Raw genomic sequence first — 26,684 nt, 5'->3', positions numbered from 1 at the left:
CTATGCTCGCCCTTGGCAAACTGCTTGAGCTGACCCTGACCGATCACGAACCGGCCGAGAAGACCCAAGTGACCACCCGGGGCGTGCGTTTGCGCTGGCTGGGGGAGGGTGCGCTGGAAGTGCGTCCGCCCGAAGGTGAGGATTGCGGTCTCGACCTGCTGTTGTCGGCCGGTATCCATGGCAACGAGACGGCGCCGATCGAGCTGCTCGAAAGGCTGCTGCACGGTGTTGCAAACGGCAAGATCAAGCCGCGCGCGCGGGTGCTGTTCCTGTTCGGCAACCCAGCGGCGATCCGCAAGGGCGAGCGCTTCATCGAACAGGACATCAACCGCCTGTTCAATGGCCGTCATGAACTCTCCAGTGGCTTCGAGGCGCTGCGTGCCGCCGAGCTCGAACAGTTCGCCCGGGTGTTCTTCAGCAAGCCCGAGCGCACCCGCCTGCATTACGACCTGCATACTGCCATTCGCGGGTCGAAGATCGAGCAGTTTGCCCTGTATCCCTACAAGGAAGGTCGCCGGCATTCCCGACGCGAGCTGGCCCGTCTGGCTGCGGCCGGCATGGAGGCGGTGCTGCTGCAGAGCAAGTCGTCGATCACCTTCAGCGCATTCACCTACGAGCAGCTCGACGCCGAGGCCTTCACCCTGGAACTCGGCAAGGCCCGCCCGTTCGGGCAGAACGAAGAGGTCAACCTCGACCGGCTCGAGGCGCGCCTGATCCAGCTCATCGAGGATACCGAGCCGCAAACCGAGCAGTCCCTGGATGGCCTCAAGCTGTTCAGCGTCGCCCGCGAGATCATCAAGCACAGCGACAGCTTCCACCTGCACCTGCCGGCGGACATCGAGAACTTCTCCGAGCTGAGCAAGGGTTACCTGCTGGCCGAGGACCTGGCAGAGACGCGCTGGGTGGTGGAGGAGGAGGGCGCGCGGATCATCTTCCCCAACCCCAAGGTGAAAAACGGGCTGCGCGCCGGCATCCTCATCGTGCCGGATTCGGGGCAGCGGCTGGCTTAAGCCTTGCGCGACCCCGGCAATATCAGCTTCGCTACTGAGATCCCCGGGGCTGCTACGCAGCCCTTTCGCGACACAAGGCCGCTCCTGCAGGAGTGCTGCGCGCCTGGCTGGTTTTGGATCCTTTCGGTGATGAAATTCTTTTAATTCACCAAGCTGTTAATTTTCCCCGCCCCGGGACCGTAATTGGCTTGCCAGTAGCGAAACGCTGGCTTTAGCATCGCGGTCATGCCGTTTTCAATTGCTGTAGTCCGACAAACCGTCCATTCGACGGTTTCTATCGCATAAACACACTGCACCGAGACTGCAGGACCGATATAATGCGGCCCTTTGCCGTCGTTTCGTCGATTCGACGCGTGGCCGCCGTTTCCGTGGAAGAACCTATGAAAAGCGCAGAAATCCGTGAAGCCTTCCTCCGCTTCTTCGAAGAGCAGGGACATACTCGCGTTGCCTCCAGCTCCCTGATCCCGGGCAATGACCCGACCCTGCTGTTCACCAACGCCGGCATGAACCAGTTCAAGGACTGCTTCCTCGGCCAGGAAAAGCGCGCCTATACCCGCGCCGTGAGCAGCCAGAAGTGCGTACGCGCCGGCGGCAAGCACAACGACCTGGAAAACGTCGGCTACACCGCCCGTCATCACACCTTCTTCGAGATGCTGGGCAACTTCAGCTTCGGCGACTATTTCAAGCGCGATGCCATCACCTTCGCCTGGACCTTCCTGACTTCGGACAAGTGGCTGAACCTGCCGAAGGAAAAACTGTGGGTCACCGTCTACGCCAGTGACGACGAAGCCTACGATATCTGGACCAAGGAAGTCGGCGTGCCGGCCGAGCGCATGGTGCGCATCGGTGACAACAAGGGCGCCCCGTACGCTTCCGACAACTTCTGGACCATGGGCGACACCGGCCCGTGCGGCCCATGCACCGAGATCTTCTACGACCACGGCGCCGACATCTGGGGCGGCCCACCCGGCTCGCCGGAAGAAGACGGCGACCGCTACATCGAGATCTGGAACAACGTCTTCATGCAGTTCAACCGCACCGCCGACGGTGTCCTGCACCCGTTGCCCGCCCCGTCGGTGGACACCGGCATGGGCCTGGAGCGCATCAGTGCGGTCATGCAGCACGTGCACTCGAATTACGAGATCGACCTGTTCCAGAGCCTGCTGGCTGCTGCCGCCAAAGCCATCGGTTGCGCCAATGACGATCAGCCGTCGCTGAAAGTGGTCGCCGACCACATCCGTTCCTGCGGCTTCCTGATCGCCGACGGCGTGTTGCCGTCCAACGAAGGCCGCGGCTACGTGCTGCGCCGCATCATTCGTCGTGCCTGCCGCCACGGCAACAAGCTGGGCGCCAAGGGTAGCTTCTTCCACAAGATCGTCGCCGCGCTGGTGGCCGAGATGGGCGAAGCATTCCCTGAGCTCAAGAGCCAGCAGGCACACATCGAGCGCGTGCTCAAGACCGAGGAAGAGCAGTTCGCCAAGACCCTCGAGCAGGGCCTGCGCATCCTCGAGCAGGACCTGGCACAACTGCAGGGCAAGGTCGTGCCGGGCGACGTGGTGTTCAAGCTGTACGACACCTACGGCTTCCCCATGGACCTGACCGCCGACATCGCCCGCGAGCGCGAGCTGACCATCGACGAAGCCGGCTTCGAGCGCGAGATGGAGGCCCAGCGTGAGCGTGCCCGCTCCGCCAGCGCCTTCGGCATGGACTACAACAGCCTGGTCAAGGTCGACACTGCCACCGACTTCCTCGGCTACGACGCTACCGAAGGTCAGGGCAAGGTCATCGCTCTGTACAAGGACGGCCAGGCCGTTGAGCAACTGGCAGAAGGCGAGGAGGGCGTTGTTGTCCTTGATCGCACCCCGTTCTACGCAGAGTCCGGTGGTCAGGTCGGTGACAGCGGCTATCTGCAGGCCGGCGCCGTGCGCTTCGACGTGCGCGACACCACCAAGACCGGCGGTGCCTTCCTGCACCACGGCGTGGTCGCCAGTGGTGCGCTGACTGTCGGCGCCGTGGTTGATGCTCGCGTCGATGCCGAAGTGCAGCACGCCACCTCGTTGAACCACTCCGCCACTCACCTGCTGCACGAAGCCCTGCGCCAGGTGCTGGGTGAACACGTGCAGCAGAAAGGCTCGCTGGTAGACAGCCAGCGCCTGCGTTTCGACTTCAGCCACTTCGAGGCGGTCAAACCGGAGCAGATCAAGGCCCTGGAAGACATTGTCAACCGCGAGGTGCGTCGCAACACCGAGGTGCAGACCGAGCTGACCGACATCGAGACCGCCAAGGCCAAGGGCGCCATGGCGCTGTTCGGTGAGAAGTACGGCGACACCGTGCGCGTGCTGAGCATGGGCGGTGACTTCTCCGTCGAGCTGTGCGGCGGCATCCACGCCAAACGCACTGGCGACATCAGCCTGTTCAAGATCATCAGCGAAGGCGGCGTGGCCTCTGGCGTGCGCCGTATCGAAGCGATCACCGGCGCTGCTGCGCTGGCCTACCTGAACACTGCCGAAGAGCAGGTCAAGGAAGCCGCGCAACTGGTCAAGGGCAATCGCGACAACCTGATCGACAAGCTGTCGGCTGTGCTCGAGCGCAACCGCCAGCTGGAAAAGCAGCTTGAGCAGCTGCAGGCCAAGGCCGCCAGCGCCGCCGGGGATGATCTCTCCAACGCGGCCGTTGAGGTCAAGGGTGCCAAGGTCCTCGCCGCCCGCCTGGATGGGCAGGATGGCAAGGCGCTGCTGGCGCTCGTCGATCAACTGAAAAACAAGCTCGGCCACGCAGTGATCCTGCTGGGCAGCGAGCATGAGGGCAAGGTCGTGCTGGTGGCTGGCGTGACCAAGGACCTCTCCAGCCAACTCAAGGCTGGCGACCTGATGAAACAAGCTGCTGCAGCGGTCGGTGGCAAGGGCGGCGGTCGTCCTGACATGGCCCAGGGCGGTGGCGTCGACGTCGCCGCGCTGGACCAGGCGCTGGCCCTGGCCGTGCCGTTCGCCGAGCAGGGACTTTGAGATGGCGGGGGCGTCGGTCTGGTCGGCGTCTCCGCCATGTTGGATTGTTTTTTGGGGCCCTTGAGGGCTGAGGCACCTTTGAAATGGCGTTGATCGTACAGAAATTTGGCGGTACCTCTGTCGGTTCCATCGAGCGGATCGAGCAGGTTGCCGACAAGGTCAAGAAATTCCGCGAGCAAGGCACCGACCTGGTGGTTGTGCTGTCGGCGATGAGCGGGGAAACCAATCGCCTGATCGACTTGGCGAAGCAGATCACCGACAAGCCCGAACCCCGGGAGCTGGATGTGATCGTCTCGACCGGCGAGCAGGTCACCATCGCCCTGTTGTCCATGGCCCTGATGAAGCGCGGCGTGCCGGCGGTGTCCTACACCGGCAACCAGGTGCGCATCCTCACCGACAGTGCGCACAACAAGGCGCGCATCCTGCAGATCGACGACCAGAAGATCCGCGCCGACCTCAAGGCCGGCCGTGTCGTGGTGGTCGCCGGTTTCCAAGGTGTCGACGAGCACGGCAACATCACCACCCTCGGTCGTGGCGGCTCCGATACCACCGGCGTGGCCCTGGCGGCGGCGCTGAAGGCCGACGAGTGCCAGATCTACACCGATGTCGATGGCGTCTATACCACCGACCCGCGTGTCGTGCCCCAGGCCCAGCGCCTGGAGAAGATCACCTTCGAGGAGATGCTGGAAATGGCCAGCCTCGGCTCCAAGGTGCTGCAGATCCGCTCGGTGGAGTTCGCCGGCAAGTACAACGTCCCGCTGCGCGTGCTGCACAGCTTCAAGGAGGGTCCGGGTACCCTCATTACCATCGATGAAGAGGAATCCATGGAACAGCCGATCATTTCCGGTATCGCCTTCAACCGTGATGAGGCCAAGCTGACCATTCGTGGCGTCCCGGATACCCCGGGCGTTGCCTTCAAGATCCTCGGTCCGATCAGCGCTGCCAACATCGAAGTCGACATGATCGTGCAGAACGTCTCGCACGATAACACCACCGACTTCACCTTCACTGTGCACCGCAACGAGTACGAGAAGGCGTTGAGCGTGCTGGAGAATACCGCCCGCGAAATTGGCGCGCGTGAAGTGATCGGCGATACCAAGATCGCCAAGGTGTCGATCGTCGGCGTCGGCATGCGCTCCCACGCGGGCGTTGCCAGTCGCATGTTCGAGGCCCTGGCCAAGGAGAGCATCAACATCCAGATGATCTCCACCTCCGAGATCAAGGTCTCGGTAGTGATCGAAGAGAAGTACCTGGAGCTGGCCGTGCGCGCGCTGCACACCGCGTTCGAGCTTGACGCGCCTGCCCGACAGGGTGAGTGACACGCTGCTTGGAGGGGCGCGGCTTGCCGCGCCCTTCGCGTTTCTGGTCGCTGCGGCTGTCCCTGTCCAGGCAGTCGTGGCGGTCGATCCGGGCCAGTGCCGTTGTCCCCGGCCAGGCCCTGCTTTTCAAAGACTGTTGTCCCTGAAGATTCATGTGAGGAGAAAACTATGCTGATTCTGACTCGTCGGTGCGCCGAGAGCCTGATCATTGGTGACGGTGAGATCACCGTGACGGTCCTGGGTGTCAAAGGCAACCAGGTGCGTATTGGCGTTAGCGCGCCCAAGGAAGTGGCTGTTCACCGCGAGGAAATCTACCTGCGGATCAAGAAAGAGAAGGACGAGGAGCCAAGCCTTTAATTTTTTTGAAGTTTTTTTCAAAAAAAGGGTTGCAAACGAGGAAGGGTGTGTTTAATATTCGCCTCGTGTTGCGGTGAGGTGGCCGAGTGGCCGAAGGCGCTCCCCTGCTAAGGGAGTATACCTCATAAGGGTATCGGGGGTTCGAATCCCCCCTTCACCGCCATTATTTGCCTGGAGCGCTTAAAGCGATCCGAATGGCGCAGCAAGACACGGACTCATAGCTCAGCTGGATAGAGTACTCGGCTACGAACCGAGCGGTCGGAGGTTCGAATCCTCCTGAGTCCGCCACTTTTGAAGTGGCTTTGCCTGCAAGGCTGCTTCAATCCACCAGTGGTAATCTGGTCTAAAACTACCCCACGGACTCATAGCTCAGCTGGATAGAGTACTCGGCTACGAACCGAGCGGTCGCAGGTTCGAATCCTGCTGAGTCCGCCATTTTTGAAGTGGCTTCGCTTGCAAAGACGCTTCAACAAGCCAGTGGTAATCTGGCCTAAAACTACCAACGACGGACTCATAGCTCAGCTGGATAGAGTACTCGGCTACGAACCGAGCGGTCGCAGGTTCGAATCCTGCTGAGTCCGCCACTTTTGAAGTGGCTCTGCTTGCAAAGACGCTTCAACAAGCCAGTGGTAATCTGGCCTAAAACTACCACCACGGACTCATAGCTCAGCTGGATAGAGTACTCGGCTACGAACCGAGCGGTCGGAGGTTCGAATCCTCCTGAGTCCGCCATACATCAAGAAGCCCGCTCATTAGAGCGGGCTTTTTGTTTTTCTGGCGCGCTGAATTGTCATGGATGTCCATCTACGCTGTTCTGTAGGAGGTCCCTGCAGGGATCGGCGATGCACATCGAGTTGGCACACGACGAATGTGCTTTTCACGCCAGAGTGACCGTCGCACTGATGGCTTCGAGCGTTGTCACAGCTTTAGCGCGCAAACGATTGTTCTGGCCAAAAATTTAAGCGATCCGACAGCTTACACAGTGTATGATTGCGCCCGTCAGCCCCGCCGGGGCTTGTGGAATCCCACCATGGACTTACCCAGTAGTTACTCGCTAACACGCTTCATGCAGCCAGATCTGACCGATTGATTCTCCCGGCGTGCTCCGCTGCTGGGAGTGGAGTTCGCCTATGACCGAAATCGAAGTAAAGAAAGCCCAAGACAGCCTGCAGGATCGCCTGGCCCAGGTGATCGAACTGCTGCAGCGCCAGCGGGTGGTCGAGGACCTGACGCACCGTCAGGAAGGTCATCACCATGACCTGGTGGAAAACCTCGTCCACCGTCAGAACCTTGTCGAGTTGCAGCGCAAGCTCGACGACCTGCACCCCGCCGACATCGCCTACATCCTTGAAGCCTTGCCGCTGGACGACCGCCTGACGGTCTGGCAACTGGTGCGCTCGGATCGCGACGGCGACATTCTGCTCGAAGTCTCCGACGCCGTACGCCAGACCCTGATCGCCGACATGGACGATCACGAGCTGCTGGCTGCCGCCAAGGAAATGGACGCCGACGAACTCGCCGACCTGGCGCCGGAACTGCCCCGCGACGTCGTTCACGAGCTCATGGAAAGCCTTGATGCCCAGCAGCGCGAGCGTGTGCGCTCGGCCCTGAGCTACGACGAAGAGCAGGTCGGCGCGCTGATGGACTTCGAGATGGTCACCATTCGCGAAGACGTCAGCCTCGAGGTGGTGTTGCGCTACCTGCGCCGGCTCAAGGAGCTGCCGGGGCACACCGACAAGCTCTTCGTCGTCGATTACGATGGCATTCTCAAGGGTGTGCTGCCGATCAAGCGGTTGCTGGTCAACGACCCGGACAAGAAAGTCGCGGAGGTCATGGCCAATGACCCGGTGAGCTTCCATCCCGAGGAAGATGCCTACGACGCCGCCCTGGCCTTCGAACGCTACGACCTGGTGTCCGCCCCTGTGGTGGACAAGAACGAGCGTCTGATTGGTCGTCTGACCATCGATGAAATGGTCGACCTGATTCGTGAAGAGAGCGAGAGCGAAGTGCTCAACATGGCCGGTCTGCGCGAGGAAGAAGACATCTTCGCTTCGGTCTGGCGCTCGTTGCGCAACCGTTGGGCGTGGTTGGCCATCAACCTGATCACCGCATTTGTCGCCTCGCGGGTGATCGGCCTGTTCGAAGGCTCCATCGAGAAGCTGGTGGCGCTGGCGGCGCTGATGCCGATCGTGGCGGGTATCGGCGGCAACTCGGGTAACCAGACCATCACCATGATCGTGCGCGCCATGGCCCTCGACCAAGTGTCGCCGGGCAATACCAGCCGTCTGATGCGCAAGGAGCTGGCGGTGTCGCTGCTCAATGGCCTGATCTGGGGGGGCGTGATCGGTGCCGTGGCGTTCTGGCTCTATGGCAGTTGGTCGCTGGGCCTGGTAATGACCGCTGCGATGACCCTGAACCTGTTGCTGGCCGCCTTGATGGGCGTGCTGATCCCGATGACGTTGACGCGCCTGGGGCGAGATCCGGCGATGGGGTCGAGCGTGATGATCACGGCGGTCACCGACAGCGGCGGTTTCTTCATCTTCCTCGGCCTGGCCACGCTGTTCCTGCTGTAAGCGTGGTGCTCAGGCCATGCCAACCCCTGTAGGAGCGGCCTTGTGTCGCGATAGGGCCGCTCCTACAGGGGCGTGCGTGACCCCGTCGCAACTCTGCAATCATCAGATGCAAAAAAGCCAGCTTGCGCTGGCTTTTTTGTGTGCGGTTGTCGCTTGCCTGGATCAGGACGCGTCGGCGGCCATTTCCACATCGTGAGCGATGAGGGCGACCAGCGCATTCTGCTGGCGATGGGACAACTGGCGGAAGCGCTGCAGCAGTTCACGTTCATGGAGGCTGAGCTCTGGGCTGTCCAGGCGCATGCTCAGTTCGTCACCCAAGGCACCTTCCTGGATAAGGCTCTGCTCCAGACGTGCGATGATTTCGGAGTTCATGCTGCGGTGATGGTTGCGCGCTACCTCGGCAATGCGCTCGCGCATCCCGTCTGGCAGGCGGACGACAAACTTGTCGGCGGTGCGGCTCGAATAGATAGCCTGTTTCATTGGGCGCATATAAATTGACCGGTTGTTCTGGTTCAGGGGGAGCGGTTCGCAAATTGGCCGCACGGTGGAAGTACGACCGCGGCGACGACAAAATGTTCAACCGTGATGTGATTTTGGTTCTTCATCTTGCCTCATGGTCGCCGTTTCCTTGGCGTCAATTCTGTGACAAATAGTGATCTCGATAAAGGCTTTTTGCCAGTACCAATTATCAGAAATGAGCACTGGTTTGAAAAGTTTCACATTCATCGAATTGCACCGGCGTCAGACAAATGCCGTCAAAATCTGGTAAAAGACGGCAAAGGCCTAGGGAAAATCCAGGAATTCGCTGGTTTCCCACACATTGAGCATAGTGGCTATGCAATATGACGCAAGCGGTGGTGCGGCCTCAAGAGGGCGCTTGATATTCCTCATGGGACCGTCTGGTTCGGGAAAAGATTCCCTGATCGAAGCGGCGCGTCAGCGATTGATTGCCCACGGCATCGAAATCGCCCGCCGGGTCATCACGCGCTCGGCCGAGGCCAAGGGTGAAGACGCGCTGGGGGTGAGTGTCGAGCGCTTCGAGACGATGCGCGAGGCGGGGGCGTTTGCCCTGAATTGGCAGGCGAACGGCCTGAGCTATGGCATTCCCGTACAGCTGGACGCGTGGCTCGCCGCAGGGCGGTCGGTGCTGGTCAATGGCTCTCGTGCCTACCTGACCAACGCCCGGCAGCGTTATCCCGACCTGGTGGCCGTGGGGCTGACGGTTTCCCAGCAGGCGCTACGGCAGCGATTGCTGGCCAGGGGGCGGGAGAGCAACGAAGAGATCGAGCAGCGCCTGGCCCGCAACTTCAGGTTGCAGGCCTATGATCCCAGCGTGCATGTCGTGGACAACTCTGCTTCTCTGGTCAGCGCGGTCGAGGCGTTGCTTGCGCTGTTGCGCTGCGAAGGCGTGATCGCCGACGCGGCGGGGAAAAAGCCGACGTGCAAAATGCCCGATTGATACATGACAAATGCCCACACGCTGGTTAACATGCTCGCCGTCCCCGCCGCACAGCGTCTGTTGTCGGCTCCAGTGTCTCAGTAGCTCAATTGGATAGAGCATCCCCCTCCTAAGGGGAAGGTTGGCAGTTCGAACCTGCCCTGGGACGCCATTTATCCCCCATTCCCCTTGTCTTCGTTCAACGAACCTGAACGCTTGTCTGCGGCTGTCGCGTCGTACGGCTGTAGCTCAGGGCGAAGTGTGCCGCCAGCCCGAAGATCAGCCCCCAGAACGCGGCGCCAAGGCCGAGCAGGCTCATGCCGGATGCGGTGACCAGGAAGGTGATCAGCGCCGGCTCCCGCTGTTTCTCGTCATTCATGGCGCCGGCCAGGCCGTTGGCGATGGCGCCGAACAGCGCGAGGCCGGCGAGGGCGGCGATCAGTTCCCTCGGCAAGGCGGCGAACACCGAGGCCAAGGTCGCGCCGAAGCTGCCCATCAGCAGGTAGAAGGCGCCGCAGGCCATGCCGGCGATGTAGCGTTTGTCCGGATTCTCGTGGGCCTCGCGGCCGGTGCAGATGGCAGCGGTGATCGCCGCCAGGTTGACGCCGTGGCAGCCGAATGGCGCCAGCAGCAGCGAACCCAGGGCGGTGACCGAGACGATCGGGCGTGCCGGTACCTGGTAGCCGGAGGTGCGCAGCACGGCAATGCCGGGCACCGACTGGCCGGTGAGCGACACCAGGGCCAGAGGCAGGCCGATATTGACGATGGCCTGCCAACTCCACTGTGGGCTGGTCCAGGTCGGCATGGTCATTTCCAGCACCAGGGCCTGGGTGTCCAATTGGCCCAGGCCGGCGGCGAGGCCGCAACCGACGATCAGCACCGAAAGAATCGCGTAGCGCGGCGACAGGCGCTTGAACAGCAGATAGCTCGCCAGCATCGACAGCACCAGCACGGGCTGCAGGCGGATCGAGCTGAACAGCTCGGCGCCGAAGCGGAACAGGATGCCGGCCAGCATCGCTGCGGCAATGGCCTTGGGCAGGCGATTCATCAGCTTGTCGAAGGCTCCGCTCAGGGCGATCACGCCAATCAGCAGCGAGGCGACGATGTAGGCGCCCACCGCCTGGGCCAGTGACACGCCCGGCAGCATCGACACCAATAACGCCGCGCCAGGCGTGGACCAGGCAGTGATCACCGGCACCCGCAGTTTCCAGCTCAGCAGCAGGCCGGTCAGGCCGCTGCCGATGGAGATGGCCCAGATCCACGAAGCAGTCGCTTCGTTGCCGAGGCCCGCCTGGTCAGCGGCCTGGAACACGATAATCAAGGGGCCGGCGTAGGAAATGATCACGGCGATCAGGCCGGCGACCAGGGCGGAGACGGAAAAATCCTTTCTGAGGTTATCCATGGCGAGTCCATTTGAGTTAATTGATTCGATTGATTCGATTCAAATTGAATCTATACGGTAACGAGACCTGAATTCAAGTGGGGCGACTCTCACGCGGATGCTGCTAACAACTTGAATCGCTCGAAGGATCGACTCAAGTCGACCTGTATGTTCAAATTTCAATCATTTTCAGCCCGGTAGCCGTCTCATGTGGGTTCCACGGATCAGCGAAAGCAATCAGCCTGTCTACCTGTCCATTGCCGATGCCTTGGCGCATGACATCGCCAGCGGCGCGCTGCGCCGTGGCGAGCGCTTGCCGACGCTGCGCGAACTGGCACAGGCGCTGGATGTCACCCCGGGCACCATCAGCCGCGCCTACACCGAGGCGTCACGGCGTGGCCTGACCCAGGGCGAGGTGGGGCGTGGCACCTACGTCCTCGACCGGATCGCCGACACCGGCGAGGCCCCTGTCGTTACCCGCGCGGCGCCCGCTGCCCGCGGCGAAGCACTCGACCTGTCGATCATCAAGCCCTACGGCGAAACCCTGCAGTACTGGTTGCGCAACGCGTTGACCGAACTGGCCAATACCACGCGACTGGAGCAGGTGCTGGACTACGCCCCCGACGGGGGCCACCCGGCGCATCGCGAGGCGGGCGCGCAATGGTTGCGCCAGTGGCTGCCAGGCGCGCAGTGGCAGCAGGTGGTCATCACCAGTGGTGCACAGCACGGGCTGATGGTGGCGATCAGCGCCCTGACCGGGGCGGGCGACCTGGTGCTATGCGAGTCGCTGTGCTATCCGGGCATCATTTCCGTGGCCCACGGCCTGGGCCGCCGCCTGCGGGGCGTGCCGATGGACGAGCAGGGCATCATTCCCGAGGCCTTGCGCGAGATCTGCCAGCGCGAGCGGCCCACGATGCTGGTGTGCGTGGCGACCTGCCAGAACCCAACCACGGCAATCATGTCCAACCAGCGCCGTGCCCAGATCGCGGCGCTGGCGGAGGAGTTCGACTTCCTGCTGCTGGACGATGACATCTACGGCTTCCTCGCCACCGACCCACAGACCCGGCCGCTGGCGACTTTTGCCCCGGAGCGTTCGATCTACCTCACCAGCCTGTCCAAGTCAGTCATGCCGGCGCTGCGCATCGGCTACCTGTACAGCCCGCCGAAATTGCTGTCGCGCCTGACCGCCATGGTGCGCAGCACGGTGTGGATGCCTTCGCCGTTGACCGCGCAACTGGCCAGCCATGTGATCGGCGAAGGGTTGGACAGCCAACTGATTCGAATGCATCGGGCCGAGGCGGCGGCGCGCCAGGCCATCGCCCGCGAAGTCTTCACCGAGGCATCGCTGCAAAGCCAACCGCACAGCTATCACCTCTGGCTCAACCTGCCCGAGCCATGGCGCAGTGACGAGTTTGCCCTGCTGGCGCGGGCCAATGGCGTGGTGGTGATGAGCGCCAGCCAGTTCCAGGTGGAGCGCACGGGCGATCCGCGTGGCGTGCGGGTCGTGCTGATGTCGCCGACCAGCCGGGAGGAGCTGCGCTTCGCCCTGACCCAGCTGGCCAGCCTGCTCGAGTCAGGGGATCCGAAGCGCTTCTACTGAGTCAGAGCTGGGTGCTGTAACGTTTTTCGATGTCGCGGGCATCTGTCGAACTCAGGCTGCCATGCGGCTGGCTGGCGGCCTGTGCCTGCTGCTCAAGTTTGGCCTGGACCTTCATCTCGGCCTCTTCCTGCATGCGTTGGGCGATCTGTTGGTCGATCATCATTTTCCTTTCGGGCGGCAGCGCGTCGTATTCTTCCTTGGTCAGGCCAAGCTCCGCGAGCAGCTTTTCCTTGATCTTCTGCGCCGGTGACTTGCTCATGTAGTCGCGAAACTCCTGCAGGGCGCCGGATGCTTCCTGTTTGCCCACGCTGGTCTGCTCCTGCTTCGCCGCGTCGGGGTTGTGCAGCATGACCATGAGCTTGGAGAAAGCTTCCTTGCGGTTGTCCTCGGCATGCTGTTGCGAGGTGCTGCCCTGGCTGTTCTGCTGCGCCGAAGCTTTGCCGCTGGCTGAGACCAGTTGGAACGGGAACGGTTGAACCGCGGACTGTTCGTTACCGCTGCGCTGCTGTTGCACGGCCTGCCAACCCAGGCCGTTCGCTGTAATAAGCATGTTTCCTCCATGAATGGATCGTGAGAACGCGACGAAAGTGGCAAAAGCTGTGCCAGCAGTGAGACCGGGGCGAAATAGGCTGTTAGGACTATTCCGACAGCCTGTTCCTCGGAATATGCTTGCCCGGCAGAGGAACAGGATTGCCGCTTGCGGCAAACACAATCATGTGTCGGCAGCACCGGGTACGGGGCGCAGTTGCTGGACAACAGGGAGCGCGTCCATGAGTCAGGCAGCAAAGCCACTACCGGCTGGCTTCACCGAGCAGCAATTGCACACCTTGTTCGATTTGATCAGCGACGGCATCTGGGATTGGGATGCCAACAACGGCTACGTTTACCGCAATCCTGGCTGGTACGCGATGCTCGGCTACGCCAGCCATTCGCTGGACAATTCCGTGTTGACCTGGGAAAGCGTGATCCACCCCGAGGATTACCCGCGGGTGATGGCGCATTTCGAGGCATATATCAACCAACGCAATGAGCGCTATCGCATCGAGTACCGTTGCCGCTGCCAGGACGGCAGCTACCTGTGGATCGAGGACAGTGGCCATATCATCGCCCGCAACGCCGATGGTTCGGTGGCGCGCATGCTGGGTGCTCACCGCAATATCGACCCGGGCAAGCGGTTGGTGGCGGAACTTGAGCAGCGTAACCTGTCCCTGGAAAGCCAGGTGGCCGAGCGCACCCGCGAACTGTCCTGGGTCAACCAGCAGTTGCAGCGCCAGCTCGACGAAAATCGTGAGTTGGCCGAGCGTGACGCCCTGACCCGCACCGCCAATCGTTATCGCCTGGAAAAGACCTTGGAGCAGGCGTGCGAGCGTGCCCGGCGCTTCCGCGAACCGCTGGCGTTGATCGCCATGGATCTGGACGACTTCAAGCCGATCAACGACCTGCACGGCCATGCCCGTGGCGATGCGGCGCTGGTCGAGGTCACCGAGCGGATCCGCCAGTGTCTGGAAGAGCAGGACCTGCTGGCGCGCTGGGGCGGTGATGAGTTCGTCGTGGTCTTGCCGCGGACTTCACTGGCGCAGGCGCGCGAAGCGGCCCAGCGAATCCGCGAGGCACTGGCCAAGGTGGCGCCAATTGGTCAGTGCCAGCTGACCATGAGCTATGGCGTGGTGCAGTGGCGGGAAGGGGAGGACTGGCATGATCTGCTGGCCCGTGCCGACAAGGCGCTGTACCGGGCCAAGGCGGCCGGCAAGAACGTTGTCGCCGAATGAAAAAAGACCCGCGGCGCCAGGGGCGCAGCGGGCCAAATCGGCGATTGCCGCTTCAGTGTCAGGTCAGATGTGCAGGGCGTGCCCCAGGGCGCGCAGCGCCGCTTCCTGCACCGCCTCGCCCAGGGTTGGGTGGGCGTGGATGGTGCCGGCGATGTCTTCCAGGCGAGCGCCCATCTCCAGCGACTGGGCGAAGGCGGTCGACAGTTCCGACACCGCCGCGCCCACGGCCTGCCAGCCGAGGATCAGGTGGTTGTCGCGACGGGCCACCACGCGCACGAAGCCGGTCTTCGATTCCAGGCTCATGGCCCGGCCGTTGGCGGCGAAGGGGAACTGCGCGACGATGCAGTCTACGCCCTGCTGGCTGGCGTGTTCCGGGGTCTGGCCGACCACCACCACTTCCGGATCGGTGAAGCACACCGCGGCGATCGCGCTCGGCTCGAAGCGTCGGCTGTTGCCGGCGATGATCTCGGCGACCATCTCGCCCTGGGCCATGGCCCGGTGCGCCAGCATCGGCTCGCCGGCCACGTCGCCGATGGCCCAGACGTTGCGCATGCTGGTCTGGCAGCGTTCGTCGATGGCGATGGCCGCGCCGTTCATCTTCAGGTCCAGGCTTTCCAGGCCGAAGCCCTTGATACGAGGGCGACGGCCCACGGCCACCAGCACCTGGTCAGCCTCAAGGCGCAGCTGGCCACCCTGGCCGTCGCTGGCCAGCAGGCAGCCGTCGGCATAGCCTTCGACACTGTGGCCCAGGTACAGGGCGATGCCGAGTTTCCTGATCGAGTCGGCCACCGGCGCGGTGAGTTCGGCGTCGTAGGTCGGCAGGATGCGTTCGCGGGCCTCCACCACGCTGACCTTGGCGCCAAGCTTGCGGTAGGCGATGCCCAGTTCCAGGCCAATGTAGCCGCCGCCGACCACCACCAGGTGCTGGGGCAGCGCCTTGGGCGCCAGGGCCTCGGTGGACGAGATGATTGGCCCGCCGACCGGCAGCATCGGCAGTTCGACGCTGTTCGAGCCGGTGGCCAGCAGCAGGTGCTCGCACTGGATGCGCTGGCCATCGACCTCGACATTCTTGCCGTCGAGGATCTTCGCCCAGCCATGGATCACCTTCACGCCGTGCTTTTTCAGCAGGGCGGCGACGCCGCTGGTGAGGCGATCAACGATGCCGTCCTTCCACTCGACGCTGCGCGTGATGTCCAGCCGCGGCGAGGCCACGCTGATGCCCAGCGGCGAAGGCTCGGTGTAACGGCTGGCCTGGTGGAACTGCTCGGCCACGTGAATCAGCGCCTTCGAGGGAATGCAGCCGATGTTCAAGCAGGTACCGCCCAGGGCCTGGCCTTCGACCAGCACGGTGGGGATGCCCAGTTGCCCGGCGCGGATGGCGGCCACATAGCCGCCGGGGCCGCCGCCGATGATCAGCAGGGTGGTATTGATGAGCGCTTGCATGATCACTCCACAAACAGGCAGGCGGGCTGTTCCAGCAGGCCGCGCACGGCCTGGATGAACAGGGCGGCATCCATGCCGTCGACCACGCGGTGGTCGAACGAGCTGGACAGGTTCATCATCTTGCGCACAACGATCTGGCCATCGATCACCACCGGCCGTTCGACCATGCGGTTGACGCCGACGATCGCCACTTCCGGGGTGTTGACCACCGGGGTGCTGACGATGCCGCCCAAGGCGCCGAGGCTGGTCAGGGTGATGGTCGAGCCGGACAGCTCCTCGCGGCTGGCCTTGTTGTTGCGCGCGGCGTGGGCCACGCGGGCGATTTCGCCGGCGTTGCTCCACAGGTTGCCGGCCTCGGCGTGGCGCAGTACCGGCACCATCAGGCCGTTGTCGCCCTGGGTGGCGATGCCGACATGCACCGCGCCGTGGCGGGTGATGACCTGGGCCTCGTCGTCGTAGGTGGCGTTGATCTGCGGGAAGTCGCGCAGGGCGACGACCATGGCGCGCACCAGGAACGGCAGCAGGGTCAGCTTGCCGCGGCTGTCGCCGTACTTGGCGTTGAGCTGCTGGCGCAAGGCTTCCAGGTTGGTGACGTCGATTTCCTCGACGTAGCTGAAGTGGGCGACACGGCGCTTGGCGTCCTGCATGCGTTGGGCGATCTTGCGGCGCAGGCCGATAACCGGCACCTGCTCGCTGTCAGTGCGCTTGCCGTAGCCGCTCGGCGCCTGGCCGGCGCTGCTCTGCGGTTTACTGATGAAGGCGTCGAGGTCTTCATGCAAGATGCGCCCGGCCGGGCCGCTGCCATGCACGTAGCGCAGCTCGATCCCGGCGTCCAGGGCGCGTTTGCGCACGGCCGGGGAGGCCAGTGGCTTGTCGTGGGCTTCGCGCGGCACGATAGGCGCGGCGGCGTGGGTCGCGGCAACCTGGGGTTGTGCTTCGATGCGTGGCTCGGGTTGGGCCGCGGCCTTGACCTGCGCCGGTTCCGGTTCCGCCGGCTTGGCCTGGGGCGCGTCGACATGGTTGCCGCTGCCTTCGACCTCGATGCGGATCAGCTCGCTGCCGACCGCCATCACTTCACCCGGCTGGCCACCCAGGGCCAATACCTTGCCGCTGACCGGCGAGGGGATTTCCACGGTGGCCTTGTCGGTCATGACATCGGCCACCACCTGGTCCTCGGCGATCATGTCGCCGACCTTGACGAACCATTCCACCAACTCGACCTGCGCGATGCCTTCGCCAATGTCCGGCATCTTGATGACGTGCGTGCCCATTCAGACCTCCATGACCCGTTTCAGTGCCGCGCCTACCCGCGAAGGGCCGGGGAAGTAGGCCCATTCCTGTGCGTGGGGGTAGGGGGTGTCCCAGCCGGTGACGCGCTCGATCGGCGCCTCGAGGTGATGGAAGCAATGCTCCTGGACCAGCGACACCAGTTCGGCGCCGAAGCCGCAGGTACGGGTGGCCTCGTGCACGACCACGCAGCGACCGGTCTTCTTCACCGACGCGACGATGGTTTCCAGGTCCAGCGGCCACAGGCTGCGCAGATCAATGACCTCAGCGTCGACGCCGCTCTCCTCGGCGGCCACCTGCGAGACATACACGGTGGTGCCGTAGGTCAGCACGGTGACGTCGTTGCCCGGGCGGGTGATCACCGCCTTGTCCAACGGCACCGTGTAGTAGCCATCCGGCACCGCGCTGTGCGGGTGCTTGGACCACGGGGTTACAGGGCGGTCGTGGTGGCCGTCGAACGGGCCGTTGTACAGGCGCTTGGGCTCGAGGAAGATCACCGGGTCGTCGCATTCGATCGAGGCGATCAGCAGGCCCTTGGCGTCGTAGGGATTGGATGGCATCACGGTGCGCAGACCGCAGACTTGGGTGAACATCGCCTCGGGGCTCTGGCTGTGGGTCTGGCCGCCGTAGATGCCACCGCCGCAGGGCATGCGCAGGGTCAGCGGCGAGATGAACTCGCCGGCCGAACGATAGCGCAGGCGGGCCATCTCCGAGACGATCTGGTCGGAGGCGGGGTAGAAGTAGTCTGCGAACTGGATTTCGACCACCGGACGCAGACCATAGGCGCCCATGCCCACGGCGGTGCCGACGATGCCGCTCTCGGAGATCGGCGCGTCGAACACGCGGGACTTGCCGTACTTGGTCTGCAGTCCTTCGGTGCAGCGGAACACGCCGCCGAAGTAGCCAACGTCCTGGCCGTAGACCACCACGTTGTCATCGCGCTCGAGCATGACATCCATGGCCGAGCGCAGGGCCTGGATCATGGTCATGGTGGTGGTGGACATGGCGTTTTCCAGATGGATGCTGTTGTTGTGATCGTTCATCTCAGACCCCCAGTTCCTGGCGCTGACGGCGCAGGTGGTCGGGCATTTCCTTGTACACGTCCTCGAACATCGAGGCGGCGCTGGGGATATGGCCATTGCTCAGGGTGCCGAACTGCTCGGCATCCTTCTGCGCCTTGATCACCTCGGCCTCAAGCTCCGCGGTGACCGCTTGGTGCTCTTGCTCGGACCACTGGCCGAGCTTGATCAGGTGCTGCTTGAGGCGAGCGATCGGGTCGCCCAGCGGGAAATGGCTCCAGTCGTCAGCCGGGCGATACTTGGACGGGTCGTCCGAGGTCGAGTGCGGGCCGGCGCGGTAGGTGACCCATTCGATCAGCGTTGGGCCCATGCCGCGGCGCGCGCGTTCGGCGGCCCAGCGCGAGGCGGCGTAGACGGCGATGAAGTCGTTGCCGTCGACCCGCAGCGAGGCGATGCCGCAACCTACGCCACGACCGGCGAAGGTGGTCGACTCGCCGCCGGCGATGGCCTGGAAGGTCGAGATCGCCCATTGGTTGTTGACCACGTTGAGGATCACCGGGGCGCGGTAGACGTGGGCGAAGGTCAGGGCGGTGTGGAAGTCCGATTCGGCGGTGGCGCCGTCGCCGATCCATGCCGAGGCGATCTTGGTATCGCCCTTGATCGCCGAGGCCATGGCCCAGCCGACTGCCTGGACGAACTGGGTGGCCAGGTTGCCGCTGATGGTGAAGAAGCCGGCTTCGCGCACCGAGTACATGATCGGCAGCTGGCGACCCTTGAGCGGGTCGCGGGTGTTGGACAGCAGCTGGCAGATCATGTCCACCAGCGACACCTCGCGGGCCATCAGGATGCTCTGCTGGCGGTAGGTGGGGAAGCACATGTCGGTGCGGTTGAGGGCCAGGGCCTGGCCGCTGCCGATGGCTTCCTCGCCCAGGCTCTGCATGTAGAACGACATCTTCTTCTGGCGCTGGGCGACCACCATGCGGCTGTCGAAGATGCGGGTCTTGAGCATGGCGCGCATGCCCTGGCGCAGCACCTTCGGGTCGATACCCTCGGCCCAGGGGCCGACGGCGTCGCCATGCTCGTTGAGCACGCGCACGAGGCTGTAGGAGAGGTCTGCCGTGTCGGCAGGCTCCACATCGATAGGGGGTTTACGGACTTGACCGGCGTCATTCAGGCGCAGGTAGGAGAAATCGGTCTGGCAGCCTGGCCGGCCTGTAGGCTCGGGCACATGCAGACGCAGGGGGGCGTACTCGTTCATGCTTTTTACGCTCGCTCGAATGTTGTTTTTGTGAGCTTTGAAGCGGCCGCTGCTGACTGCCTGCTTGTGACTGGCAGGTCAGCGTCTTTTTACATCATAGGGGGACGGCAAAAGAATTTTTCTCTCAAGTTCATTGCCTTTGTCCGGCGGCGCAGATAAACATTCCGTACAAACACAAAAACCAGGTCAATTTCTCTCATGCGTAAACTGGATCGAACGGATATCGGCATCCTCAACAGCCTGCAGGAAAATGCCCGCATCACCAACGCCGAGCTTGCGCGCTCGGTCAACCTGTCGCCCACGCCGTGCTTCAACCGGGTCAAGGCCATGGAGGAGTTGGGGGTGATCCGCCAGCAGGTCACGTTGCTATCGCCCGAGGCGCTGGGGCTGGATGTGAATGTGTTCATCCACGTCAGCCTGGAGAAGCAGGTGGAGCAGTCGCTGCACCGTTTCGAGGAGGAGATTGCCGAACGGCCTGAGGTCATGGAGTGCTACCTGATGACCGGGGATCCGGATTACCTGCTGCGGGTGCTGCTGCCGAGCATCCAGGCGCTGGAGCGCTTCCTCGATTACCTCACGCGCTTGCCCGGAGTGGCGAACATTCGCTCCAGCTTTGCGCTGAAGCAGGTGCGCTACAAGACCGCGCTGCCGTTGCCGGCCAATGGCATGACCCTGCGCGAGCAATGATCCGGGCAAGTTGCCTGGGGTGCTTGATATTTTAAACACCCCCGGCCTATGTTGTGTGTGTCGCCATTCCCGGCATGCGAACACAACAAGAAGGACAGCGTCATGACGACCGAAGGCCCGCGCGCCCAGGCAGCGCACTTCAAGGGCATCGATGAAATCGAATGCGTCACCCCCGACCTTAACGGCGTGCCTCGCGGCAAGGTGATGACCGCAGAGGGTTTCCTCGAAGGCCGCCGCCTGCAGATGGCCCGTGGGGTCCTGCTGCAGTGCATCATGGGCGGTTACCCGGCGGCCAAATACTATGGCAGCGACGACGGCGATCTGGCGCTGGTGGCGGCGCCTTCGCAGATCCACCGTCTGCCCTGGAGCGACGAGCCTCGGGCCCTGGCGATCTGCGACGCGGTGGAACTCGATGGCACGCCCTCGGGGCTGTCCAGTCGTGGCCAGCTCAAGGCGGTGATTGCCCGCTATGCCGAGCGCGGGCTGGCGCCGGTGGTGGCGACAGAGCTTGAGTTTTTCGTGTTTGCCGCCAACAGCGACCCGACCCTGCCGTTCCAGCCGCCGCTGGGCAAGGACGGGCGTCGGGAAATGGGGCACTCGGCCTTCAGCGTCAGCTCCAACAACGGTCTGCGTCCGTTCTTCAACGAGGTGTACCGCTGCATGGCGGCGTTGGGCCTGCCGCGTGACACCTTCATGCACGAGATGGGCGTAAGCCAGTTCGAGATCAACCTGCTGCACGGTGACCCGTTGCTGCTGGCCGACCAGACCTTCCTGTTCAAGCACCTGCTCAAGGAGGTCGCGCTCAAGCACGGCCTGACCGTGGTGTGCATGGCCAAACCACTGGCGCACACGCCCGGTAGCTCGATGCATATCCACCAGAGCCTGGTCGACAGCGCCAGCGGGCGCAATGTATTTAGCGACGAGCAGGGCAGGGCGACCGACACCTTCCACCATTTCATCGGTGGCCTGCAGGCTTGCCTGGCTGACTTCACCCTGCTGTTCGCGCCTAACGTCAATTCCTACCAGCGGCTGTGCCACCCCTATGCGTCGCCGAACAACGCCTGCTGGTCCGAGGACAATCGCGCCGCGGGCCTGCGCATCCCGGCCAGCTCACCTGCGGCCCGGCGGGTGGAGAACCGCCTGCCGGGCGCCGACGCCAACCCCTACCTGGCCATCGCCGCGAGCCTTGCCGCCGGCCTGCATGGCATCGAGCGCCAGATCGCGCCAACGCCGGCGATCCAGGGCGAGTTCGAGGTGCCCGAGCACCTGAGCCTGCCCTGTACGCTGCACGCCGCGCTGGAACGCCTCAAGCGCAGCAACCTGGCGCGGGAACTGTTCGGCAGGGAGTTCATCGAAGGCTACATCGCCACCAAGACCCTGGAGCTGAGCGATTTCTTCGATGAGATCACGCCCTGGGAGCGCCGCGTGCTGGCCGCGCAAGCCTGAGCGCGACACGACCGCTACTGGATGCGCCCCCGGCGGCCGATTTAGCCGCCGGGGGCCTGCGCTGCAGTGAATTTGCTTTTATGCTTGGCGGCAACCTCGCGCCACCAGATCAAGGAGCTTGACGGGACGTATGCGAAATATCTGGAAGCCGTTTCAGTCGTTGTACTTCGCCGCCCTGATGATGCTGATCGGTTCGGGTCTGCTCAGTACCTACCTGGCCCTGCGTCTGGCCGCCGACCATGTCGACAGCCTGTGGATCGGTGCGCTGATGGCGGCCAACTACTTCGGCCTGGCGGTAGGCGGCAAGGTCGGGCACCGGCTGATTGGCCGGGTCGGGCATATCCGCGCCTACGCCACCTGTGCCGGCATTGTCGGCGCGGCGGTGCTCGGGCACGGGCTGACCAGCTGGCTGCCGGCCTGGGTCGGGCTGCGCATGATCGTCGGCCTGGGGATGATGTGCCAGTACATGGTCATCGAGAGCTGGCTCAACGAGCAGGCCGATGCCAAGCATCGCGGCGCGGTGTTCAGCGGCTACATGATCGCTTCCTATTTGGGGCTGGTGCTTGGCCAGTTGATCCTGGTGGTGCATCCGCAGCTTGGGCCTGAGTTGCTGATGCTCGTGGCGATGTGCTTTGCCCTGTGCCTGGTGCCCGTGGCCATGACCCGACGTATCCACCCCGCGCCATTGCGGCCGGCGCCGATGGAGCCGAAGTTTTTCATCAAGCGTGTGCCCCAGTCGCTGTCCACGGTACTTGGCTCGGGTCTGATCGTCGGTTCGTTCTATGGCTTGGCGCCGTTGTATGCGTCCAGCCAGGGGCTTACCACCGAGCAGATCGGCCTGTTCATGGGCAGTTGTATTTTCGCCGGCCTGCTCGTGCAGTGGCCGTTGGGCTGGTTGTCCGACCGCTATGATCGCGCCGTGCTGATACGTGGCGTGGCGATCGGCCTGGCCCTGGCCTCGGCGCCGCTGGCGATCCTGCCAGGCGTGCCGTTGGCGCTGTTGTTCGGCATCGGTTTCGTCATATCGCTGCTGCAGTTCTGCCTGTATCCGCTGGCGGTGGCGTTCTCCAACGACCATGTGGAAAGCGAGCGGCGGGTCTCGTTGACCGCCATGCTGCTGGTCACTTATGGCGTGGGCGCCTGCATCGGGCCGCTGGCGGCCGGGGTGCTGATGAAGCTGCTGGGCGCGCAGATGCTGTATGCCTTCTTCGTATTCTTCGCCCTGGTACTGGTCTGGCGTATCCGGCCCAAGGCAGTCACCGGGCTGCACCAGGTCCAGGATGCGCCGCTTGGGCACGTGGCCATGCCGGCGGCCGGCTCGCCCTTGTCGGCAGCCCTTGACCCTCGGGTCGATGAGCAGACCGTGCAGGAGGTTATGCAGGCGCCGGTGGCGGCGGAAGATACCGAAGAGGAGGCCGGCATGGAGCGGGAAAGCGAGACGAGCAAATCAGCTACTCGCTGAATGCAAAACGCCACCCATGGGGTGGCGTTTATCATGTCCTGGCGACGCTCAATAGTCGTCTTTGTCGAACCGCCGTGCCTCGCGCTGCAGTTGATAGACGAAACTCTCGATCTTGCGCTGAGCCTGACCGTTGAGGTTATGGAAGCGCACCCCGGCGAAGGTGGTGTTGATGCGTTCCTCGAAGTGCAGGTGACGCAGTTCTACCAGGGTGTCGGTCAGGCCCAGCGGGTTGCCGGCCTTGAAGCGCTCGTAGACCTGGCCCAGTTGCAGGCGGTCCTCGACGTTGCCGTCGAAGCGCAGCTTGCAGCCGGTGGCGGAGATGTCCAGCAGTTTGCCGCGCAGGGCGCCGTTGCCCTTGAGGTGGGCGCCGTCGAGGGTGATGTCGACCAGTTGCGATAGCTTCAGCGCGGCGCGGAAGGCGTTGCGACGCTGGTGATAGGTCACTTCCTCAGGCAGTGGGCCGCGGTAGCAGCGATGGCCGTCGATCTCGGTGATGGTCAGTGGTGTGCTGGACTCCCAGGCGATGCGCACGCCGTCATGGAAGCCTTCGACGCGGAACGACTCGCCGTTCTCGATGTACTTTTCGCCATCGCGGGGGATCATTTCATCCAGTGCCAGGACGCCGTTGTCCCGGTCGACGTGCACCACATAGCTCTGGAATCGCTGGCTGCGCTCGTGGAAGCTGATGATCAGCGGGTCGTGGCTATCCAGCAACTGGCGCAAGTTGGCCGTGATCTCCAAAGGGGTGGTGAGCACCTTTGGTGGCTGGGGCGCATCGGATTCATTGAACACGGGTTATCAATCTCCAGGCAAAACGGCACACGCAAGTTACGGCATTTTGCCAGTATGTTCCGTGTCTTGGTACAAATAAGATAGAACTAATCACACTTGGCTGAGTGCGCGGGGCTTGGCCATTGGCGAGGTGCCGCCACGGCTGTCGTAGAGCGACGGGGAATCGCCACCCTGAAGGATTCTGATCTGGTTCGCCGTGGTCTGTTGTTGCACCTGGATGATCCGGCCATTGGTCTCGTTGACCTGCCGGCAGGCATCCATCAGCTCGCCCAGTGCATCGAGCCGGCTCATGATGGCCTCGCCATTGCTCGACTGTGCGGCCAGTGCCTGGGCCCCCTCGCGGTCGGCACTCAGGCCGAGTTCGAGGAGCAGCTGACTGCGCCGCTTGCCCTGCTGCTCGAGCAAGATGATCAACGACTGCTTGCGGGCCAGGATTTGCTCCAGGGCCATCATGTCCCGACCGTGCAGGGCTATCGCTTCGTTCTGCAGAAGCTCGAGCAGTTCCTGCGTCGGCGCTATGTCGTTTTCAATCAGTTGCAGCAGGGTAGTGTCGTGCATGGCTAACTCTTGGCGTGTTGCGTCCTTGAAGTCAGCGCGCCTGAAGGTCAGCGCTGGGCTTCGAAATCAAGCAGTTTGCTGGCGACCCGGTCGGCATCGACCTTGTAGCTGCCGTCTGCGATGGCCTGCTTCAACTCGGCCACGCGGGCGCTGTTGACGGTCGGCTGATCGCGCAGCTTGTCGCTGATCTTCTGCAATTGCTGGGCCTCTGGGCTCAGGTGTACCGCTTCTCCGCTGGCATTGGCGCGCTTTGGCGCTTCACTGGCTTCGCCGGCTTTTTCGGCGTTGCCTGGCGCGGCATTGCCGCGAACGCCGCCCGTGACGGACGGAGAGTTGTTGAGACGACTGAAGTCGATGACCATGTTCAGAACCCCTGGGAATTAGGACGCATGCCTGGTTTTCGGCCAGCCTGAGCAAAACTTTAGGTGTGAATGCATCAGTGCCTCCAGGTACAGGTGCGCAACCCGATTTGTGACACAGTTTAGGGCGCGCGGTTCCACATCGCCAGCGTTCTGTCATTATCCCGACACGGTGTGTTACATGGCCACCTCGACCTGGCCGGGGCCTGTGACCCGCGCCTTGACCACGCGCCTGGAATTCAGGTTGCGCACGCGGATCTGCGTCTGCAGGCCGCCCTTGTCCAGTGCCTCGCCCGGCATGCGCACGCTCAGGCTGCCGCTGCGGGCGATGATCACCACATGGTCGCCCTTGCGAACCACCTCGGCCTGTTCCAGGTGCTGTTGCGTCAGTACCTGGTCGAGCACAGTGGGGCGCAGCAGCTTCATGCCCACGGCCTGGTCGAGCTGGGTCAGGTAGCCTGGGCCGAGGCTGCCGACATCGCGCTCGCGCATGGCCACATCGCCTTCGGTCACCACGCTTTCGCGCTTCAGGGGGCGCGTCATGACCACCACATCGCGCAGCAGGCGGACCTGTGCCGGGACGAACACCGTCCAGGGCGCGGCACTGTCGCAGCGTACCCGTACCGTGACCCGCCCGAGCGGCGTCGAACTTTCCAGCGAGGCATCCAATTGCTGGCTGCATTGGGGCATGCGCAGGCGCGGGTCCAGGGTATTGACCTGGATTTCGTAGCGGCCCGGGGTTTGGGTCGTCGCCAGATAATCCTCTACGGTGAACTCAAGAAACCCCTGAGTGACACCGATAAGCTGTTCAGGCAAGGTAAAAGAGTCCGCCAGCGTACGAATGCCGGGTGCCAGCAGGCACAGGGCGGCCAGTGAGCCGGTCAGCAGGCGCGTCAGTCGTCGGAAATTTGTCGTTTTCGTGTACATGGCGTTCAAAAAAGCAAAGCCCGTGCCGATTCGGTACTTAGGCAATCGTTGAAGGAGTCTGGCATGGCTGGAGTGATGGATTCGGTCAACCAGCGCACGCAACTGGTGGGGCAGAACCGCCTGGAGCTGCTTTTGTTTCGCCTCAATGGCGATCAGCTCTACGGCATCAATGTGTTCAAGGTGCGGGAGGTGCTGCAGTGCCCGGACCTGACGCTTCTGCCCAGATCCCATCCGGTGGTGCGCGGTGTGGCCAACATTCGGGGGGCGACCATCCCGATCCTTGACCTGTCGATGGCCACTGGCCTTCCGCAGTTGAAGGAAGAAACGCGCAACAGTTTCGTGATCATCACCGAGTACAACACCAAGACCCAGGGCTTCCTGGTGCACTCGGTCGAGCGCATCGTCAACATGAACTGGGAAGAGATCCATCCGCCACCCAAGGGCACCGGGCGCGATCACTACCTGACCGCCGTGACCCGGGTCGACAATCGCATGGTCGAGATCATCGATGTCGAGAAGGTGCTGGCCGAAGTGGCGCCGTCGTCCGAGTCGGTGTCCGAGGGGGTGATCGATGCCGAGGTGCAGGACAAGGCGGTGATGTTGCGGGTGCTGACGGTCGATGATTCGTCGGTGGCGCGCAAGCAGGTGAGCCGTTGCCTGCAGACCGTGGGGGTCGAGGTGGTGGCGCTCAACGACGGTCGCCAGGCCCTGGACTACCTGCGTAAGCTGGTGGACGAGGGCAAGCGTCCGGAGGAAGAGTTCCTCATGATGATCTCGGATATTGAAATGCCGGAAATGGACGGCTATACCCTCACGGCGGAGATCCGCAGCGATCCGCGTATGCAAAAGCTGCACATCTGCCTGCATACTTCGCTGTCCGGGGTATTCAACCAGGCGATGGTCAAGAAGGTCGGTGCTGATGACTTCCTGGCCAAGTTCAGGCCGGACGATCTTGCCCAGCGCGTGGTCGATCGGATCAAGGCGAGTCATTGAA

Annotated in this window: 24 protein-coding genes and 6 tRNA genes; 18 read left to right on the top strand and 12 right to left on the bottom strand. The window is 63.1% G+C overall.

Annotated elements, in window-relative coordinates; all coding sequences use genetic code 11:
- Positions 1–2 precede the first annotated feature (2 nt).
- The 10 genes from astE to mgtE all read left to right on the top strand — a co-directional run bounded on the left by astE (position 3) and on the right by mgtE (position 8,264).
- Positions 3–1,010 carry a succinylglutamate desuccinylase gene (astE, locus tag K5H97_RS20760; protein ID WP_028691062.1) on the top strand — a complete coding sequence of 336 codons (1,008 nt, stop codon included), beginning with the start codon at positions 3–5 and terminating at the stop codon, positions 1,008–1,010.
- Between the two features lie 380 nt (positions 1,011–1,390).
- Complete coding sequence (alaS, locus tag K5H97_RS20755) at positions 1,391–4,015, top strand: alanine--tRNA ligase (RefSeq protein ID WP_028691061.1); 2,625 nt, start codon at positions 1,391–1,393, stop codon at positions 4,013–4,015.
- 83 nt (positions 4,016–4,098) lie between these two features.
- The gene (locus K5H97_RS20750; protein ID WP_028691060.1) at positions 4,099–5,334 is read left to right on the top strand and encodes an aspartate kinase; all 1,236 of its coding nucleotides are present in this window, start codon (positions 4,099–4,101) and stop codon (positions 5,332–5,334) included.
- Positions 5,335–5,502: 168 nt separating this feature from the next.
- Positions 5,503–5,691: a carbon storage regulator CsrA gene (csrA, locus tag K5H97_RS20745; protein ID WP_003254503.1), complete on the top strand. Its 189-nt coding sequence runs from the start codon at positions 5,503–5,505 to the stop codon at positions 5,689–5,691.
- Positions 5,692–5,763: 72 nt separating this feature from the next.
- A tRNA-Ser gene (locus tag K5H97_RS20740) sits at positions 5,764–5,854 on the top strand.
- Positions 5,855–5,902: 48 nt separating this feature from the next.
- A tRNA-Arg gene (locus tag K5H97_RS20735) sits at positions 5,903–5,979 on the top strand.
- A 70-nt stretch (positions 5,980–6,049) separates the two neighbouring features.
- Positions 6,050–6,126: transfer RNA gene (locus K5H97_RS20730), tRNA-Arg, on the top strand.
- Positions 6,127–6,198: 72 nt separating this feature from the next.
- Positions 6,199–6,275 (top strand) — tRNA-Arg (locus K5H97_RS20725).
- A gap of 71 nt (positions 6,276–6,346) precedes the next feature.
- Positions 6,347–6,423: transfer RNA gene (locus tag K5H97_RS20720), tRNA-Arg, on the top strand.
- 398 nt (positions 6,424–6,821) lie between these two features.
- Positions 6,822–8,264, top strand: a complete 1,443-nt coding sequence (gene mgtE, locus K5H97_RS20715) for a magnesium transporter (RefSeq protein WP_028691059.1) — start codon at positions 6,822–6,824, stop codon at positions 8,262–8,264.
- Between the two features lie 162 nt (positions 8,265–8,426).
- Here mgtE and K5H97_RS20710 read toward each other — a convergent pair whose 3' ends face one another.
- The gene (locus tag K5H97_RS20710) at positions 8,427–8,753 is read right to left on the bottom strand and encodes an Arc family DNA-binding protein (RefSeq protein ID WP_003254499.1); all 327 of its coding nucleotides are present in this window, start codon (positions 8,751–8,753) and stop codon (positions 8,427–8,429) included.
- Positions 8,754–8,840: 87 nt separating this feature from the next.
- On the bottom strand, positions 8,841–8,990 hold the full coding sequence (locus K5H97_RS20705; RefSeq protein ID WP_155952690.1) for a hypothetical protein: 150 nt from the start codon (positions 8,988–8,990) through the stop codon (positions 8,841–8,843).
- Between the two features lie 109 nt (positions 8,991–9,099).
- Between K5H97_RS20705 and phnN the strand changes: the two genes are divergently transcribed.
- Positions 9,100–9,723, top strand: coding sequence for a phosphonate metabolism protein/1,5-bisphosphokinase (PRPP-forming) PhnN (phnN, locus tag K5H97_RS20700; protein ID WP_028691058.1), 624 nt, complete (start codon positions 9,100–9,102; stop codon positions 9,721–9,723).
- A 74-nt stretch (positions 9,724–9,797) separates the two neighbouring features.
- Positions 9,798–9,874, top strand: a tRNA-Arg gene (locus K5H97_RS20695).
- A 27-nt stretch (positions 9,875–9,901) separates the two neighbouring features.
- Here the strand turns inward: K5H97_RS20695 and K5H97_RS20690 are convergent.
- Complete coding sequence (locus tag K5H97_RS20690; protein ID WP_028691057.1) at positions 9,902–11,104, bottom strand: benzoate/H(+) symporter BenE family transporter; 1,203 nt, start codon at positions 11,102–11,104, stop codon at positions 9,902–9,904.
- Between the two features lie 187 nt (positions 11,105–11,291).
- On the opposite strand from K5H97_RS20690, the gene K5H97_RS20685 reads away from it, so the two are divergent.
- Positions 11,292–12,683 carry an aminotransferase-like domain-containing protein gene (locus K5H97_RS20685; protein ID WP_028691056.1) on the top strand — a complete coding sequence of 464 codons (1,392 nt, stop codon included), beginning with the start codon at positions 11,292–11,294 and terminating at the stop codon, positions 12,681–12,683.
- Between the two features lies 1 nt (position 12,684).
- On the opposite strand, the gene K5H97_RS20680 is transcribed toward K5H97_RS20685, so the two are convergent.
- Positions 12,685–13,233, bottom strand: coding sequence for a hypothetical protein (locus K5H97_RS20680; RefSeq protein WP_036986135.1), 549 nt, complete (start codon positions 13,231–13,233; stop codon positions 12,685–12,687).
- A 220-nt stretch (positions 13,234–13,453) separates the two neighbouring features.
- Here K5H97_RS20680 and K5H97_RS20675 point away from each other — a divergent pair, with 220 nt between their 5' ends.
- Entirely contained in the window at positions 13,454–14,452 is a 999-nt protein-coding gene (locus K5H97_RS20675) for a diguanylate cyclase domain-containing protein (protein WP_028691055.1), read from the top strand.
- A gap of 63 nt (positions 14,453–14,515) precedes the next feature.
- Here K5H97_RS20675 and lpdA read toward each other — a convergent pair whose 3' ends face one another.
- From lpdA to K5H97_RS20655, 4 genes are read right to left on the bottom strand one after another with little or no spacing between them, the layout of a single operon-like run.
- A complete protein-coding gene (gene lpdA, locus K5H97_RS20670; protein WP_028691054.1) occupies positions 14,516–15,895 on the bottom strand; it encodes a dihydrolipoyl dehydrogenase in 1,380 nt (459 codons plus the stop codon).
- 2 nt (positions 15,896–15,897) lie between these two features.
- Positions 15,898–17,166, bottom strand: a complete 1,269-nt coding sequence (locus K5H97_RS20665; protein ID WP_028691053.1) for a dihydrolipoamide acetyltransferase family protein — start codon at positions 17,164–17,166, stop codon at positions 15,898–15,900.
- Entirely contained in the window at positions 17,167–18,225 is a 1,059-nt protein-coding gene (locus K5H97_RS20660) for an alpha-ketoacid dehydrogenase subunit beta (RefSeq protein ID WP_028691052.1), read from the bottom strand.
- A gap of 1 nt (position 18,226) precedes the next feature.
- Positions 18,227–19,459, bottom strand: a complete 1,233-nt coding sequence (locus K5H97_RS20655; RefSeq protein WP_028691051.1) for a 3-methyl-2-oxobutanoate dehydrogenase (2-methylpropanoyl-transferring) subunit alpha — start codon at positions 19,457–19,459, stop codon at positions 18,227–18,229.
- A gap of 198 nt (positions 19,460–19,657) precedes the next feature.
- Between K5H97_RS20655 and bkdR the strand changes: the two genes are divergently transcribed.
- The 3 genes from bkdR to K5H97_RS20640 all read left to right on the top strand — a co-directional run bounded on the left by bkdR (position 19,658) and on the right by K5H97_RS20640 (position 23,054).
- The gene (gene bkdR / locus K5H97_RS20650) at positions 19,658–20,146 is read left to right on the top strand and encodes a Bkd operon transcriptional regulator BkdR (protein WP_028691050.1); all 489 of its coding nucleotides are present in this window, start codon (positions 19,658–19,660) and stop codon (positions 20,144–20,146) included.
- A gap of 204 nt (positions 20,147–20,350) precedes the next feature.
- A complete protein-coding gene (locus K5H97_RS20645; protein ID WP_169740502.1) occupies positions 20,351–21,592 on the top strand; it encodes a glutamine synthetase family protein in 1,242 nt (413 codons plus the stop codon).
- Positions 21,593–21,722: 130 nt separating this feature from the next.
- The gene (locus K5H97_RS20640; RefSeq protein WP_028691048.1) at positions 21,723–23,054 is read left to right on the top strand and encodes an MFS transporter; all 1,332 of its coding nucleotides are present in this window, start codon (positions 21,723–21,725) and stop codon (positions 23,052–23,054) included.
- A 48-nt stretch (positions 23,055–23,102) separates the two neighbouring features.
- Here K5H97_RS20640 and K5H97_RS20635 read toward each other — a convergent pair whose 3' ends face one another.
- From K5H97_RS20635 to flgA, 4 genes are all read right to left on the bottom strand, one after another.
- The gene (locus K5H97_RS20635) at positions 23,103–23,846 is read right to left on the bottom strand and encodes a flagellar brake protein (RefSeq protein WP_028691047.1); all 744 of its coding nucleotides are present in this window, start codon (positions 23,844–23,846) and stop codon (positions 23,103–23,105) included.
- A 90-nt stretch (positions 23,847–23,936) separates the two neighbouring features.
- Positions 23,937–24,404: a flagella synthesis protein FlgN gene (locus K5H97_RS20630; RefSeq protein WP_028691046.1), complete on the bottom strand. Its 468-nt coding sequence runs from the start codon at positions 24,402–24,404 to the stop codon at positions 23,937–23,939.
- Between the two features lie 47 nt (positions 24,405–24,451).
- Complete coding sequence (gene flgM, locus K5H97_RS20625; RefSeq protein WP_028691045.1) at positions 24,452–24,766, bottom strand: flagellar biosynthesis anti-sigma factor FlgM; 315 nt, start codon at positions 24,764–24,766, stop codon at positions 24,452–24,454.
- A gap of 174 nt (positions 24,767–24,940) precedes the next feature.
- The gene (gene flgA / locus K5H97_RS20620; protein ID WP_028691044.1) at positions 24,941–25,690 is read right to left on the bottom strand and encodes a flagellar basal body P-ring formation chaperone FlgA; all 750 of its coding nucleotides are present in this window, start codon (positions 25,688–25,690) and stop codon (positions 24,941–24,943) included.
- Between the two features lie 63 nt (positions 25,691–25,753).
- Here flgA and K5H97_RS20615 point away from each other — a divergent pair, with 63 nt between their 5' ends.
- Positions 25,754–26,683: a chemotaxis protein CheV gene (locus K5H97_RS20615; protein WP_028691043.1), complete on the top strand. Its 930-nt coding sequence runs from the start codon at positions 25,754–25,756 to the stop codon at positions 26,681–26,683.
- Position 26,684: the final 1 nt, after the last annotated feature.

Origin of the sequence: Pseudomonas mosselii, from assembly GCF_019823065.1 — a bacterium.
GTDB classification, from domain to species: Bacteria; Pseudomonadota; Gammaproteobacteria; order Pseudomonadales; family Pseudomonadaceae; genus Aquipseudomonas; species Aquipseudomonas mosselii.
This window is presented reverse-complemented; position numbering and strand designations above follow the sequence as displayed.